Annotated in this window: 11 protein-coding genes; 6 read left to right on the top strand and 5 right to left on the bottom strand. The window is 66.0% G+C overall.

Annotated elements, in window-relative coordinates; all coding sequences use genetic code 11:
• Positions 1 to 56: 56 nt before the first annotated feature.
• The 5 genes from tssE to GTP44_RS13200 all read left to right on the top strand — a co-directional run bounded on the left by tssE (position 57) and on the right by GTP44_RS13200 (position 6,444).
• Positions 57 to 518 (top strand): type VI secretion system baseplate subunit TssE, encoded by a 462-nt coding sequence (gene tssE, locus GTP44_RS13220; RefSeq protein ID WP_161019807.1) that lies wholly within the window; start codon positions 57 to 59, stop codon positions 516 to 518.
• A complete protein-coding gene (gene tssH / locus GTP44_RS13215) occupies positions 515 to 3,091 on the top strand; it encodes a type VI secretion system ATPase TssH (RefSeq protein WP_161019806.1) in 2,577 nt (858 codons plus the stop codon). Before tssE ends, tssH begins: the two co-directional genes overlap by 4 nt.
• An 8-nt stretch (positions 3,092 to 3,099) precedes the next feature.
• Positions 3,100 to 3,960, top strand: a complete 861-nt coding sequence (gene tssA / locus GTP44_RS13210; RefSeq protein WP_161019805.1) for a type VI secretion system protein TssA — start codon at positions 3,100 to 3,102, stop codon at positions 3,958 to 3,960.
• Between the two features lie 102 nt (positions 3,961 to 4,062).
• On the top strand, positions 4,063 to 5,793 hold the full coding sequence (locus GTP44_RS13205; RefSeq protein WP_161019804.1) for a methyl-accepting chemotaxis protein: 1,731 nt from the start codon (positions 4,063 to 4,065) through the stop codon (positions 5,791 to 5,793).
• 21 nt (positions 5,794 to 5,814) lie between these two features.
• Positions 5,815 to 6,444 carry a tRNA-uridine aminocarboxypropyltransferase gene (locus GTP44_RS13200; RefSeq protein ID WP_161019803.1) on the top strand — a complete coding sequence of 210 codons (630 nt, stop codon included), beginning with the start codon at positions 5,815 to 5,817 and terminating at the stop codon, positions 6,442 to 6,444.
• Here the strand turns inward: GTP44_RS13200 and GTP44_RS13195 are convergent.
• From GTP44_RS13195 to GTP44_RS13185, 3 genes are read right to left on the bottom strand one after another with little or no spacing between them, the layout of a single operon-like run.
• Positions 6,428 to 9,283, bottom strand: a complete 2,856-nt coding sequence (locus GTP44_RS13195; RefSeq protein WP_161019802.1) for an Hsp70 family protein — start codon at positions 9,281 to 9,283, stop codon at positions 6,428 to 6,430. The genes GTP44_RS13200 and GTP44_RS13195 overlap by 17 nt on opposite strands.
• Positions 9,284 to 9,285: 2 nt before the next feature.
• On the bottom strand, positions 9,286 to 11,133 hold the full coding sequence (locus GTP44_RS13190; RefSeq protein WP_161019801.1) for an Hsp70 family protein: 1,848 nt from the start codon (positions 11,131 to 11,133) through the stop codon (positions 9,286 to 9,288).
• Positions 11,130 to 11,711 carry a DUF2760 domain-containing protein gene (locus GTP44_RS13185; protein ID WP_161019800.1) on the bottom strand — a complete coding sequence of 194 codons (582 nt, stop codon included), beginning with the start codon at positions 11,709 to 11,711 and terminating at the stop codon, positions 11,130 to 11,132. Before GTP44_RS13185 ends, GTP44_RS13190 begins: the two co-directional genes overlap by 4 nt.
• A 173-nt stretch (positions 11,712 to 11,884) precedes the next feature.
• Here GTP44_RS13185 and GTP44_RS13180 point away from each other — a divergent pair, with 173 nt between their 5' ends.
• Complete coding sequence (locus GTP44_RS13180) at positions 11,885 to 13,042, top strand: PA0069 family radical SAM protein (RefSeq protein ID WP_161019799.1); 1,158 nt, start codon at positions 11,885 to 11,887, stop codon at positions 13,040 to 13,042.
• On the opposite strand, the gene GTP44_RS13175 is transcribed toward GTP44_RS13180, so the two are convergent.
• Positions 13,034 to 13,603 (bottom strand): gamma-glutamylcyclotransferase, encoded by a 570-nt coding sequence (locus GTP44_RS13175; RefSeq protein WP_161019798.1) that lies wholly within the window; start codon positions 13,601 to 13,603, stop codon positions 13,034 to 13,036. The two genes, GTP44_RS13180 and GTP44_RS13175, sit on opposite strands and share 9 nt — an antisense overlap.
• A 46-nt stretch (positions 13,604 to 13,649) precedes the next feature.
• Positions 13,650 to 14,564, bottom strand: coding sequence for a LysR family transcriptional regulator (locus GTP44_RS13170; RefSeq protein WP_161019797.1), 915 nt, complete (start codon positions 14,562 to 14,564; stop codon positions 13,650 to 13,652).
• Between the last annotated feature and the right edge of the window lie 17 nt (positions 14,565 to 14,581).

Raw genomic sequence — 14,581 nt, 5'->3', positions numbered from 1 at the left:
CGCGGCGCGTGTTTCAGCCAGGCCGTCCGGCCTGGCTTTTTTTTCGAAAGCATGCAATGAATGGCTTTGCTCCCAGCCTGATGGATCGCCTGACCGGCGGGCATGGACGCCCCATGTCACTGGAGCAGTACAAGGACAGCGTGGCGCGTGATCTGGAAGATTTGCTCAACACCCGCTGCGCGTCGCCGGAGGAGTTGCTGAGCGCTTACCCCGAGTGCACCCGTTCCATCGCCCACTACGGACTGATGGACTTTGCCGGCATGTGCCTGAGCAGCGCCGACGATCGTGCCCGCATTTGCGCCGCATTGAAAGCGGCAATCGAACGTCACGAACCGCGCCTGCGCAATGTGCAGGCGCGCCTGGAGCGCCAGGCCGGCGACATTAACCGCGTCAGCTTTGCCATCTGCGGCACGTTGTGCGGCCTTTCTTGCAACGAAACTGTCAGCTTTGACGCGGTGCTGCAACCGTCATCGCTGCATTACTCGATCAACCGCAGCGCGCGTGGAGGCCGCAAATGAATCTGAAATCGCTGATCGGAAAACTGAACGACACCACCCGCCTGGCAGCCACGCGCGCCGCCAGCATTTGCGTGGGACTGGGGCAGCACGAAGTAGAGGTCGAGCATCTGGTGCTGGCCTTGCTGGAGCAGCAGCGCTGCGATGTGTCGCTGATCGTCCGCGCCTGCGGCGTCGATGTGGCGGTGCTGGAGACGGACCTGCATCACGAAATCAGCCAGTTCAAGACAGGCAGCACGCGCACGCCGGTGTTCTCGCGCCATTTGCCACTGCTGTTGGAGCATGCTTGGCTGATCGCGTCGCTGGCGACGCCGCCGGGGCAGATCCGCAGCGCGCATCTGCTGGTCGCGCTGCTCACCGAGCCGGAGCTGGAGCAGCTGGCACTGCGCGCCTCGTCGCAGTTCGCCCGCATTCCCATCGATGAAGTCAAACACCAGCTGGAAAAGTACACACATGGCTCGCAGGAGGAGACTGTCGCCGCAGAACCGCTGGTGGACATTCCGCAAGCCGCCAGTGCGCGCACGCCGGCCTTGGACCAGTACACGATCAGCCTGACGCGCCAGGCGCGCGAGGGCAAGCTTGATCCGGTGATCGGCCGTGAAACGGAGATTCGCCAGGTAATCGACATCCTGCTGCGCCGTCGCCAGAACAATCCCATTCTGACCGGCGAGGCAGGCGTCGGCAAGACGGCCGTGGTGGAGGGGCTGGCGCTGCGTGTGGCTGCGGGCGACGTGCCATCGGCCTTGAAAGAGGTGGACATCCGCACGCTGGATATGGGTTTGTTGCAGGCCGGCGCCAGTGTCAAGGGCGAATTTGAGAACCGTCTGAAAAACGTCATGGACGAAGTGAAGCAAAGTCCGCAAGCCATCATTCTGTTCATCGACGAGGCGCACACCATCATCGGCGCCGGTGGGGCGGCGGGCCAGAACGACGCCGCCAACCTGCTCAAGCCCGCGCTGGCACGCGGCGAGTTGCGCACCATCGCCGCGACCACCTGGAGCGAGTACAAGAAATACTTCGAGAAGGATGCGGCGCTGGCCCGGCGCTTCCAGGTGGTGAAGGTGGAAGAGCCCAGCGAGGAGATCGCCGGCGCCATGCTGCGCGCGATGGCACCCTTGATGGAGCAGCATTTTGGCGTGCGCATACGCGACGAGGCGGTGACTGAAGCGGTGCGCCTGTCGCACCGCTACATCAGCGGCCGTCAATTGCCGGATAAGGCGGTCGGCGTGCTGGATACCGCCTGCGCGCGCGTGGCGCTGGCGCAAAGCGGCACGCCGGCATTGCTGGAGGACGCGGCGCGGCAGATGGAGCGCATCGCCGCCGAAATCGCCGCCCTGCGGCGCGAGGATGGCGGCTCGCTGGTGCATCAGCGCCTTCAGCATCTGCAAGCCAGTCATGGCGCGCTGGCGGACGAGCATGCGCTCCACACCGTGCGCTGGCAGCGGGAACAATCCATCGTTGCCGCCATCGTGCGTCAGCGGGAAGAGGGCAACGGCGCTGCGAAAATCCGGGCGCTGAAGGAGGAACTGGCGGCGCTGCAAGGCGAAACGCCGATGGTGCCGTTGGAGGTGGACGGCGCCATCATCGCCGCCATCGTCTCCGGCTGGACCGGCATCCCGCTGGGGAAAATGATCAAGGACGAGATCCGCACCGTGCTCGTGTTGCAGGAATCGCTGCAAGCGCGCATCCTCGGTCAGCCGCACGCGATCGCCGCCGTGGCGCAACGTGTGCGGACGGCGCGCGCCAATCTCGATGATCCCAACAAGCCGAAAGGTGTGTTCCTGTTTGTCGGCCCGTCCGGTGTGGGCAAGACCGAAACCGCGCTGGCGCTGGCGGATGTGCTGTACGGCGGCGAGCGTAAGCTCATCACCATCAACATGAGCGAGTATCAGGAGGCGCACAGCGTCTCCGGCCTCAAAGGCTCGCCGCCCGGTTATGTCGGTTACGGCCAGGGGGGCGTGCTGACCGAAGCCGTGCGCCGCCAGCCCTACAGCGTGGTGCTGCTGGACGAAATCGAAAAGGCGCATCCGGATGTGCTGGAGCTGTTTTACCAGGTGTTCGATAAAGGCGTGATGGACGATGCCGAGGGCCGCGAGATCGACTTCCGTAACACCATCATCATCGCCACCGCCAATGCCGGTTCGGCGACCATTATGCAGGCTTGTCTGAACCAGGACACGCCGCCGCAGCCGGAGGAACTGGAAGCGCTGCTGCGCCCCCAACTGGTCAAGCACTTCAAGCCGGCCTTCCTCGGCCGCGTGAAAGTGGCGCCGTACTACCCGATCGCGGACGCGGTGCTGAAAGAGATCATCGCCCTCAAGCTGGCGCGCATCGGTCAGCGCATCCGCGAGCAGCATCACGCGGAGTTCAGCTACGAACCGACGCTGCTGGATGCGGTGCTGGCGCGCTGCACCGAAGTTGATTCCGGCGCGCGCAATGTGGACCACATCCTCAACGGCACGCTGCTGCCGGAAATCGCCCAGGCGGTGCTGGAGCGGATGGCGCAGGAGCAGGCCGTCGCGCGGATCGGCGTGAGCGTGACCGCCAAGGGGCAGTTCAAGTACAACGTCAAATAGGAGGCGCCATGTTCAACGTAGCGCAATTGCTGCAACCGGTCAGCGCCGAGCGGCGCTGCGGCGACGACATCGCCTTCAGCAGCGAAGTGGACGCCATCGCCAAGGCGCGCCAGCACGACGATCCCACGCTGGAGCAGGGCGAGTGGACCACCGCCTTGAAGGAGGCCGACTGGCAGTTCGTCGCCAGCCGTTGCGCCGAGATGATCGCCACCCGCAGCAAGGATCTGCGCCTGGCCGCCTGGCTGGCCGAGGCCTCGGCGCGGACGCGCGGCCTGCGTGGCCTTGGCGATGGCTATGCCGTGCTGGCCGGCCTGTGTGAACAGTATTGGACTGACTTGTATCCTCTGGTCGATGACGGCGACTACGATCAGCGCATCGGCAACCTGTTCTGGCTCCTGGCGCGCACGCCTCCACTGGTGCAGGAATGCGCCGCGCAGGCGCCTTCGCTGGAGGACGCCGAATACTGCCTGGCCATGCTGACGGCGCTGGAGCGCGTGGTGGATACGCAACTGGGCGCCGACGGTCCCGGCTTCAGTGTCGCGCGCGAGGCGCTGCAGGCGGTGGTGCGCGAACTGGCGCCGTATGGCGTTTCCGCCACGCTTGTCGACAGTCCCGCCGCTACTGTTGGTAACGTTGCCATGGCGCCCGGCGGCGGCGTGCAAAACCGCGCGCAAGCGCTGCAACAGCTGCGGCTGGTGGCGGAGTTCTTCCGCCGCACCGAGCCGCACAGTCCGGTGGCTTATCTGGCCGAGCGCGCGGCCAGCTGGGGCGAGATGCCGCTGCATGTCTGGCTACGCGCGGTGATCAAGGACCCGGCCATCATCGCCGGTGTCGAGGAGCTGCTGGGCGCCGCGCCGACAGCGGAGTAATTCCGCAGTGCAATATCGAATGTTTCTTTTATGCTACAGCCTCTGAAAGGTTTAGTGCTAGGATGAATTGAACAGTCCAGACTTTTAGCTAGGGGGGCAAGCATGAATAATCTCAGAATCGGTACCCGTCTCGGTTTAGGTTTCTCACTGATCCTGGTCTTACTTGTTGCGATGACCGCCATCGGCATCCTCCGTCTGAGCAGCGCCAGTGACAAAACCGACGAGATGATCAACGTGAAGGTGCGCGATGAGCGCCTCACCGCCGAATGGGGCAAAATTATCGAGGTGAATGCTGCGCGCACCACCGGCGCTTTCATGGTGCGCGATCCGGCAGACCAGAAAAAACTGGAGGCGCTGATGGCCGAATCTTCCGGCCGCGCCACGCAGATCCAGGACCAGATCAACGCCAATCTGGATCACGAAGAACTCAAGCCGCTGTTCAAGAAGGTGATGGACACGCGCAAGGCCTACACCGATTTCCGCAAGTCCGTGTTCGCCGCCAAGACCGCCGGTGACCTGGACGCCGCAAGCAAAATCTACGAAGGCGAAATGACCCAGAGCCGCATCGCCTACCTGGCCGCGCTGAAGGCTTTCGCCGATCGCCAGGCCGCGCTGCTGGACGCCGCCGCCGCCGAGATTCAGCAGCAGTACCAGAGCGGGCGCGCGCTGCTGATCATGCTTGGGCTGGCGGCGATTGTGCTGGGCGTGGTCGCCGCGTGGTGGATCACCCGCACCATCACGCAGCCGATCAATCAGGCGGTGAAGGTCGCCGAGACGGTATCGTCGGGTGACCTGACCAGCGACATCCAGGTCAACAGCAACGACGAAACCGGCCAGTTGATGCATGCGCTGAAGACCATGAACAACAATCTGGTGAATATCGTCGGCCAGGTGCGCAACGGCACCGAGCTGATGGCCACCGCCTCGACGCAGATCGCCGCCGGCAACCAGGACCTGTCGTCGCGCACCGAGGAGCAAGCCAGCTCGCTGGAGGAAACCGCATCGTCGATGGAAGAACTGACGTCGACCGTTCGCTTCAACGCGGAGAATGCGCGCCAGGCCAATGAACTGGCGATCAGCGCGTCGGAAATCGCCAAGCGTGGCGGATCGGTGGTGGGCGAGGTGGTCAGCACCATGGGGTCGATCAACGACTCGTCGCGCAAGATCGTCGACATCATTTCGGTCATCGACGGCATCGCCTTCCAGACCAACATCCTGGCGCTGAATGCGGCGGTGGAAGCCGCCCGCGCCGGCGAGCAGGGACGTGGGTTCGCGGTGGTGGCGTCCGAGGTGCGCAATCTGGCGCAGCGTTCCGCATCGGCCGCCAAGGACATCAAGGGATTGATCGACGACTCGGTACAGAAGGTGCAGATCGGTTCCGAACTGGTGGACAAGGCTGGGCAAACGATGGAAGAAATCGTTCAGAGCATCGGCCGCGTGACGCAGATCATGACGCAGATTAGCAATGCCAGCGAAGAGCAAAGCATCGGCATCGCACAGGTCAACGACGCCATCACGCAGATGGATCAGGTGACGCAGCAGAATGCGGCGCTGGTGGAGGAGGCCGCAGCGGCGGCGGAATCGATGCAGGAACAGTCGACCAAGCTGGCGGATGTGGTCAGTGTGTTCAAGCTGGATGCGGCGAACACCACGCCGGCGCTGCCGCGCGCGCCGGCCAAGGCGCCGTCGTTGCCGCGCCGGACCGCCGCGGTGGTGGCGCGCAAACCGGCTTCACCAGCGTCGGCGTCGGCGCCCGCGCCCGCTCCCATCGCCACGCCGGCCGAAAAGCGCAAACCGGTCGCCGCCAGTGACGGCGACTGGGAAGAGTTTTAAGGCGCTGTAAAATGGCGGTCTATGAACACCGCCAGCACCATCGAGAAGAAAACGCGGCGCGCCCTGTGCGCCGCCTGCCTGCGCCCACAGCAGACCTGCATCTGCCGCTGGGTTACAGCGCTGCCGAATCAGACCGAAGTCCTGATCCTTCAACACCCCATGGAAGTCAGCAACGCGAAGGGCAGCGCGCGCCTGCTGCATCTGAGCCTGACCAACAGCCGGCTGTTAGTGGGGGAGAGCTTCGATCCCGTGCGTTTGCAGGCGATGCTGACGCCCGAACGGCGCAGCGTGCTGCTTTACCCGGACACCGAGGACGCATCGCTTGGCCTGGCCAGGCCACAGCCGTTCGATGCGGCATGGCTGGGCGAGCCGTTGCGGCTGGTCGTGCTGGATGGCACCTGGCGCAAGAGCCGCAAGATGCTGTATCTGAATCCGCTGCTGCAAACCTTGCCGCGCCTGCCGCTGCGCGATACGCCGCCGTCGCACTACCTGATACGCAAGGCGCATCTGCCGGACCAGTTGTCGACGCTGGAGGCCACCGTCTACGCGCTGGCGCAACTGGAAAACGATATAAACCATTATGCGCCGCTGATCGACGCCTTCGACGGCTTCGTCGCCCAGCAGGCCGGCTATGTCACGAAAGCAGTTTGAGACCCGGCGGCAGCGCGTCGCCCAGCATGCGTTTTTCGTCGGCCTGATCGAGCTGCACCACCTCGCGCACCATGGCGCTCCAGTTGGCCGGAGCGCCAACGCCGCTCAGGCGCCGCAGCACCTCCGCGCGCAGCGTGTCGCTGATGTCGCGCGAGCGGTCGCCGGTCATGCGCGCCAGGTGTGACGCGGCAAACCCCGCCGGCTCCACCTTCTTCCAGTCCAGCTTCAGCACCTCGTCCAGCCAGTTTTCGACGACGCCGATGTCGACCACATCATGCGCGCTGCCGTGGAAAGGTTGGCGCGCGCCGACCCGGCTCAGGCCCCACAGCAGGCGGCCTTGCGCCGCTTCGGCCTTGGCCAGATCGGCCGCGCCGCCACGGCTTTTGTTCGCGGCGGCTTTCGCTGCGGACTTGCCGGCTTTGCGCAGCTGCTCCAGCATCCAGGCGCCGATTTCGGCTTTGTAGTTGCCGGGAATGCGCTCCAGTGACGCGCCCAGACGCAGCATATCTTCCTCGCTGCCGTTGACCAGCGTGACGGGACGGCGGCCACGTTCCGCCGCATCGGCCTGCACATTGAAGGCGAAATCGTCCAGTACCCGCAGCTGCGCCTCGACGCTCAAGCCGCCGGACACGCGGCGCCACAGCGTCCACCATTCGGCGCAGACCTGGCTGTCCTGGTGATGCTGCACGCCGGTTTCGTACATGCCCCACAGTTGTTCGATACGCCATCCGTCCAGCGGGTGGCCGAAGCCGGGGCGCAGGCAATAGCCGCTCAGGTTAAGCCACGCGCGTTCGTGACCGGGCGAGCGCCGGCGGCCTTTGGCGCGTTCCAGCAAAGCGTCGAACAGGCGGCGCAGCAGCGGCGTGGGCCAGCTTTCGCGGCTGCCCAGCAGGTGTTCAAGTTGTGCGCGTAGCTGTTTGACTTCCTTGATGTCGACTTGCTGCGCGCGCGCGCCAAAGATACGGTCGATTTTTTCGATGGCGGCGGTGAGGCCGGCAGGCATCGGCGTTTCGTCCGGCGCGTCGGCTTCCGCCGCTGCCTCGCCGCGCAGCTGGAATTCCAGTAGCCAGCGTTGCGCGTCTTCCTTGGCCACACAGTGCACTTCCAGCGTGCCGACTTCACTCAGCATGGCCGTCAGTTGCACCGGGATTTCCTTGCGGGCGTCGGCGGCGCTGCTGTCGCGTAGCACGGTGGCGATTGGCGGCAGCTGGATGTAGTCATCGGGCCGCAGCTCGACCACGTCGCCCGCGTGCGGGGTTTCAGCGGTGGAGGAAGCCAGGTGGAAGCGCACCGGCCGGCCGAGACGCAAGGCGAAGGTGCGATCGGCCAGCAGTAGCTCGCGGTTCTCGGCCGCGCCGCGCGGCAGGATGCAGATGGCGCGGAGCGGTTTGTCGGCTTCGCCAGCATCGTCCAGCAGCAGGAAATAGCTGCGCGCGGAGCCGCCGCCGATCACCGGCGCCTGGCCGGCCTGGCCCAGCGCGTAGGCGACGCCGCCACGGGCGACGGCGACGTCCGGGTTATCGTTATGCAGAACGCGCAGCGGTTGCTGGCGCCAGCCTGCCAGCGTGGCTTCCAGCCGGCGCGCCAGCGTATCGGCACGGAACACGCCGCCGTTGAGCAGCAGCGTGTCCGGGATGGGAATGGCGGTGCTGTCGGCGGGCAGGCCGAGGGCCGCGCGCGTGGCGGCGGCGTGCTGGCGCAGGAAGTCCGCAAGGTGGCGGGTGATGGCCGCATCGGCCGCGTAAGGCAGGCCGAATTCGACGATGGCGCCGCGTCCGCGCTTGGCCGGTGCTTGTGTTTCGTTCAGGGGGAAGAAGCCGTCCACCACCAAGGCCGCCACTTCATCGCGTGTCAGCTCGGCGGAGCGGGAACCGCCGATCAGCTTCGCGCCGGTGCCCAGCAGCGTGACGGTGGTGCGCTCCGGCGCATCCGCCGCCAGCAGCAGCTCCTTGGCCGCGCGGCAGCGCTCCGCCAGTTGCGACAGGCGGCTGGCCGATAGCCGCACTGGCGCATCGCCGCCGGCCAGGCGTGTCTCGACCAGATGGGCGAGGGCGAGGTCCATATTGTCGCCGCCCAGTATCAGGTGGTTGCCGACGCCGATGCGGCTGATGGCGGGTTGCCCGTCGCCGCTGGTTTCCACCTTCATCAGACTGAAGTCCGTGGTGCCGCCGCCAACGTCGCAGACCAGCACCAGGCGCGTTTCCGCCAGCTCCGTGGCCAGCGCTGCGCGCTGGCGGAACAGCCAGTCGTAAAACGCCGCCTGCGGTTCTTCCAGCAATCGCAACGACGGCAGGCCCGCCATGCGCGCAGCCTCCAGCGTCAACGCGCGGGCGCCTTCATCGAACGATGCGGGAATGGTCAGCACCAGCTGCTGCTGTTCCAGCGGATGCGCCGCGAAGCGCGCATTCCATGCATGCCGCAAATGCGCCAGATACGAGGCGCTGGCCGCCACCGGCGACACCTTGGGCACGTCCGCCTCCGCGCCCCACGGCAGGATGGCCGCCGTGCGGTCCACTTGTGGATGTGACAGCCAGCTCTTGGCGCTGGCCACCAGCCGTCCGGGCACCTGCGCACCGAGCTTGCGCGCCAGGCGGCCGATGACCACCTGCGACAGCCCGGCCACGTCGTCGGCGCGCCAGGGCAATTGCAGTTCGCCGTCCGCCATTTCGCCGGTGGCCGGGTGGTAGCGTAACGACGGCAGCAACGCCGCCGCGCCAACCTCGCCGGGCGCCGTCAGCTGATCGATATCGAACAACCGGATCTGCGCGCTGCCGGTTTCCGCGTAGGCCATCACCGTGTTGGTGGTGCCCAGGTCGATGCTGACGACGTACTTACTCATGCTCAGGAAGCCGAACGAACGTCAAACTCCACTTTCCAGCGCTGACCGGCGCTGGCCACAGCGGCCAGTTCCAGCGTGCCGGATTCGGTCGCCATCGCATGCAGGCGCACCTGCACCACGTCGCCCGCCTGACGGCCTTCCGGCGACAGGTTGGCCTGGATCTCGTTCATCTCGATCAGTTCATCCGGACCCCAGAAGTCCAGCAGATCGCCAATCTGATCCTGGCGGCGCACCGACGAACCAAAGAAGCGGAACTGCACCGGCTCACCGACCACCAGGCCGAATTCCTGATTCGGCAGTTCAATCTCGCCGCCTTCCTCCATGCCGAACGGCGCCACGCACAGCGCCTGAATCGGCGGCTCCATGCCGGGAATCGCCGGCATCGCCGATTCGATCGCCACGTAGTACGAACGCGCCGTGCCGCCGCGAATGCGCACGCCGCTGCCGCGCCGCACGTAGCTGTAATAGGCCGCGCCGCGCGCCACCGCCAGATCCAGGTCGGCGCCGCCCAGCATGCGCGCCGGCTCGGCGCCTTCCATGTACAGCCAGTCGTTGAGGGTGACCATGATGCGCTGCGCCAGCAGGTCCGATTTGAACACGCCGCCGTTGAACAGCACCGCGGTCGGATGCAGGAACGTCGCGCCGGCGTTTGGCTTGCCGGCATAGCCTTCCAGCTCCGCCGTCGCGCCCACCTGGCGCGCCAGGAAGGCCGCCAGATGGCGTGTGATGCCGGCGTCCTGCGCATACGGCAGGCCAAGCTGCGTCAGGCCCGCGCGGGTGCGCACCGCCGGCCGCGCCGACGCTTCCACTTTCGGGAGGAAGCCGTCGAGGATGAAGGTGCTGACTTCATCGCGCGTCAACTCGGTGCGGATCGAGCCGCCGATCAGCTTCGAGCCACGGCTTGGTACGACGATCGGCCAGGTGGCCACGGTTGCATCGGCCAGCAGTTTTTCCTTGGCGGTGCGGCAGCCGTAGGTCAGCGCACGCATCTGCCACGCGTCCAGTTGCGTGCCGTTGGCGGCCAGTTTGCGCGCCACCAGGTGCGCCAGCGCCAGGTCCATATTGTCGCCGCCAAGCAGAATATGATCGCCCACGGCGATGCGGTGCGGCTCCAGCACGCCGTCGCGTTCCAGCACGGCGATCAGCGAAAAGTCGCTGGTGCCGCCGCCCACGTCCACCACCAGAATGATGTCGCCCGGCTTGACCTCCTTGCGCCAGCGGCCTTCGCTCCCCTGGATCCAGCTGTACAAGGCCGCCTGCGGTTCTTCCAGCAGCGTGAGGTTGGTGTAGCCGGCGGCGCGCGCCGCGTCGGCGGTCAGTTCGCGCGCGCCCGGATCGAAGGATGCCGGTATCGTCACCGTCACCGCCTGTTCGCCGAACGGCGCGTCTGGGTGCGCCTGTTCCCACGCTTTGCGCAGATGGCTCAGATAGCGGGTGGATGCCGCCAGCGGCGACACGCGCGTGACTTCTTCCGGCGCGTCGTTCGGCAGCAGCGCCGAGCGGCGGTCAACGCCGGGATGGCTCAACCAGCTTTTCGCGCTCGACACCAGACGGATCGGCGTGGTGGCGCCACGGCTGCGCGCCATCTCGCCGGCCACGCCGGTCAGTTCGTCGGCGCTCTGCTGCCATGGCAGGTTGTTCTCGCCCTGCGCCAGTTCGTCGGCGTGCGGCAGGTAGAGGAAGGACGGCAGCAGCGGCAGTTCTTCGACGGTGCCCGGCGCGGTCAGTTGGGGAATCGCCAGCACGCCGTGCTGGGTCTTCTCGCCATCGCTGGCTTGCAGATTCACATACGACAGCGCGCTGTGCGTGGTGCCCAGGTCGATGCCGATGGCGTAACGTGGCTCGCTCATAGTTCCACCTCCGCCGGCGCCAGGATTGACGCGTCATGGGCTTCGGTCAGCTTCGGCAGGCGCACCTCGGCCGAGCGCCAGCCGCGGTGGCTCAGCGTGCCGTGGAACGGCGCCTTGCCGACCACGTTGCCGGTCAGGCGCACGGCGGCGGCGTCGAAGCCCTCCGGCAGTTCGACGCGGCTGCCTTCCGCTTCGCTGCGGATCGGCTGGATGGCGAAGTGCTCCTTCAGCACCTTGGCGCAGCCTTCGTGCACCACGCGCGCGGCGGCGCCGATGTCGGCGTCGCTGTAGGCGCTCAGGTTTTCCTGGGTAAAGTCGATCAGGCGCGCTTCGCGCTGGAACAGCGACAGCAGTTGCAGGGCGGCGTCCGGCGTGGCCACGCGCAGCGTGACTGGCGTCGGAGTCGGGGCTGGCGCGGGTGCTGGCGGCGCGACTGGGGCGGCCGCCGGTTGCGGCGCATCGTCGATGCGCGTCAGGCGGGCGGCGTATTCAGCATCGGACAGGGCGCGGAAGAAGGCGCCGATGGCGATCGAAATCCGGCTGAAGAAAGACGGCAGAGGTTGGCTCGAATTGTTCATGTTATGGCTCACTGTGAGGTTGCCGAGCGCTGCGCTGGACGCGCGCTGGGGCGAAGCCCGGCATGATACCAGCTTGCCCCCGCGCTTCCCAACAGCGCACGCGGATTTCGCTTGAAATGGCGGCGCACAGCGCCTAGAATACTGTATATAAATACAGTATTTAAATCCATGCCATGTCCCACGACGAAAACAAGCAGGAACAAGTGATGTTGCCGCCGCCTTCGCTGACGGCGCGCAAGGGGCGTGGCGCCGTGTCGAACATGCAGGGCCGCTACGAACTTAACGCGCGCGAAGCCTACGATGACGGCTGGGAGCGCGAGGAAGCGGAGCAGAAGCCATGGAAAACCCAGGTCACCGAGGAAATCTGCAAGTCCATTCTCAGCCGCAATGCCTCGCCGGATTTGCCGTTCAGCGTGTCGCTGAATCCCTACCGCGGTTGCGAGCACGGCTGCATTTACTGTTTTGCGCGGCCTACGCACAGCTATCTGGGCTTGTCGCCGGGCATGGACTTCGAGAGCAAGATCTTCGCCAAGGTCAACGCGCCCGAGATGCTGCGGCGCGAGCTGGCCAAGCCGGGCTACCAGCCGGAATCGATCGCCCTCGGCGTCAACACGGACGCCTACCAGCCGTGCGAGCGCGAGTACCAGCTGACGCGTCGCGTACTGGAGGTGCTGCAGGAATGCCAGCATCCGGTGGGGCTGATCACCAAGAACTCGCTGATCGAACGCGACATCGACATTCTGGCACCGATGGCGGCCAAGCAGCAGGCCGGCGTCGCCATCACCCTGACCACGCTGGACCCGGCTATCGCCCGCACGCTGGAGCCGCGCGCGGCGGCCCCCGCGCGCCGCCTGCGCACCATCCGCACGCTGACCGACGCCGGTATTCCGGTGGCGGTCAGCATCGCGCCCATCATTCCCTTTATCACCGAGCCGGACATCGAACGGATACTGGAGGCGGTCAAGGAGGCTGGCGCGGTCAGCGCGCACTACACGGTGCTGCGGTTGCCGTGGGAGGTGGCGCCGTTGTTCAAGGAGTGGCTGCAGGCGCATTTCCCCGAGCGGGCGCAGCGTGTGATGAACCGCGTGCGCGAAATGCGCGGCGGCAAGGACTACGACAGCAACTTCGCCACCCGCATGAAAGGCGAGGGCGTGTGGGCCGAGCTGATACGCCAGCGCGTCAAGATCGCCTCGGAGCGCCTGGGCCTGAGCGGGCAGGGCAGCCGTTTCCACCGCATGGACGCCTCGCAGTTCACGCGGCCGCTGCTGGTGCCGCCGCTCGGCGCGCGCGCCAGGGTGGCGGCCGACGCCGGGCAGATGGATTTATTTTGATTGCAGCGCCGCCAGGTGGCGCTCGATCTCGAACACGTGCCGGTCGTGGCGGCCCAGCTCGCGCAGGGCGTGCGCCAGGTGGTTGAGGTAGTCGCTGTTGGGGCCACTCGGACCGGTGGCGCGGGCGATGTGGGCGGCGATCTCCTGTTCGGAGGCGGCACCGAGGAAGGCGGTGTTGTCCGGCGTGGCGATGTAGGCCTGGCCGTCGACGCTGTCGCCGTCGTCAAACGTCATTGGGATCGCCAGCCGCAGGTAGCCGTTCTTTTCGCGGTGGTCGAGGTGGGCGAACACGTCCGGCGTGATCAGGTAGGCCATGCCATGGCAGATGGCGCCGGCTTCTTCGATCAGCGTCACCACGCGGCCGGGTGCTTCCGGCGTGCCGCGATGGTCGTGGGAGCCTTGCCAGAAGCGCCGCGTCCAGCCGTCGATGCTGGCCGCACGGCGTTGCAGGTAGGGGAAGTCGGCTTTGTAGATCAAGGAGCCGTAGCCAAACAGCCAAACGCTGTGGTGGCCGTCAAACTTGTCCATCTGTTGGTTGATGGCGATGGTGTTGGCAGTCATGCCGCCATTATAAAACAGCGGCGCTGAGGTTGGTGGCGCCAGCGGGCTATGCGGCCGGCACATTCCACTCGTGCGTCGCGACGAACTCATGCAGAAAGGCGACCAAACTCTCGGCGGCCGGCGACAGCGCACGAGCCCCGCGCGTATAGACAAAGAAGCGCCGCGTCAGCGCCGGCGCCTCCAGCGGCCGCATTCTCAGGCCATACAGCTGCACCATTTTCTCCGCATAGGGCAGACAGACGGTGATGCCCAGGCGCGCGTGGACCATGGCCAGCGCGGTGGTCATGAAGGTTACCTCGTTATGCGGACTGAGCGACAACTCGCGGAAGGAAACATGCACATCGCGCAACAACCGCTCGGTGAACTGGCCTTGCAGCGAAATGAAGGGATAGCGGTTGACGTCACTCCAGGTGAGGCGCTTGCGCTGATCCAGTTCGTGACCTGGCGGATAGACCACGACAAACGGCATCTCGAACAGCGGCTGGGCGTCGATTTCGGCGGTGGCGTCGCGCTCGGGGCCGATGCCGAAGTCGACTTCGCCGCTGAACACGCGCGCCGACACCTGTTCCAGCGGACAGTCGGTCAGCCGCACCTGCACCTCGGGATGGCGGGCGCGGTAGGCGGCGATGACTTCGGGCACCATGGTGCAGGACAGCATCTGCGGCGCGGCGAGCCGGACCGAGCCCTGCTTGAGCGCCTTGCGGTTGGCGATGTCGGCCATGGCCCGGTCGAGATCGTGCAGCATCTTGTCGAACAGCGGGTACAGCTCGCGCCCCAGTTCCGACAGCTGGGTTTTGCGCGTGGTACGCTCGACCACGCGCAGGCCCAGCAACTGTTCCAGCTCCTTGATCTGGCCGCTCAACGCCGATTGCGTCACGTTCAGGTGGCCGGCGGCCAGTGTGAAGCTGCCGGTCTTGGCCAGCGCCACCAGGGCGCGCATTTGCCGCAGGCTGGGATTCATTGGAAAATCTGATAAAT

It is taken from the genome of Duganella lactea (genome assembly GCF_009857505.1).
GTDB classification, from domain to species: Bacteria; Pseudomonadota; Gammaproteobacteria; order Burkholderiales; family Burkholderiaceae_D; genus Rugamonas; species Rugamonas lactea.
This window is presented reverse-complemented; position numbering and strand designations above follow the sequence as displayed.

Excerpts from the sequence above, each read along its gene's own strand:
- tssE (WP_161019807.1), top strand. The coding sequence starts at position 57 with ATGAATGGCTTTGCTCCCAGCCTGATGGATCGCCTGACCGGCGGGCAT.
- tssH (WP_161019806.1), top strand. The coding sequence starts at position 515 with ATGAATCTGAAATCGCTGATCGGAAAACTGAACGACACCACCCGCCTG.
- tssA (WP_161019805.1), top strand. The coding sequence starts at position 3,100 with ATGTTCAACGTAGCGCAATTGCTGCAACCGGTCAGCGCCGAGCGGCGC.
- GTP44_RS13205 (WP_161019804.1), top strand. The coding sequence starts at position 4,063 with ATGAATAATCTCAGAATCGGTACCCGTCTCGGTTTAGGTTTCTCACTG.
- GTP44_RS13200 (WP_161019803.1), top strand. The coding sequence starts at position 5,815 with ATGAACACCGCCAGCACCATCGAGAAGAAAACGCGGCGCGCCCTGTGC.
- GTP44_RS13195 (WP_161019802.1), bottom strand. The coding sequence starts at position 9,283 with ATGAGTAAGTACGTCGTCAGCATCGACCTGGGCACCACCAACACGGTG.
- GTP44_RS13190 (WP_161019801.1), bottom strand. The coding sequence starts at position 11,133 with ATGAGCGAGCCACGTTACGCCATCGGCATCGACCTGGGCACCACGCAC.
- GTP44_RS13185 (WP_161019800.1), bottom strand. The coding sequence starts at position 11,711 with ATGAACAATTCGAGCCAACCTCTGCCGTCTTTCTTCAGCCGGATTTCG.
- GTP44_RS13180 (WP_161019799.1), top strand. The coding sequence starts at position 11,885 with ATGTCCCACGACGAAAACAAGCAGGAACAAGTGATGTTGCCGCCGCCT.
- GTP44_RS13175 (WP_161019798.1), bottom strand. The coding sequence starts at position 13,603 with ATGACTGCCAACACCATCGCCATCAACCAACAGATGGACAAGTTTGAC.
- GTP44_RS13170 (WP_161019797.1), bottom strand. The coding sequence starts at position 14,564 with ATGAATCCCAGCCTGCGGCAAATGCGCGCCCTGGTGGCGCTGGCCAAG.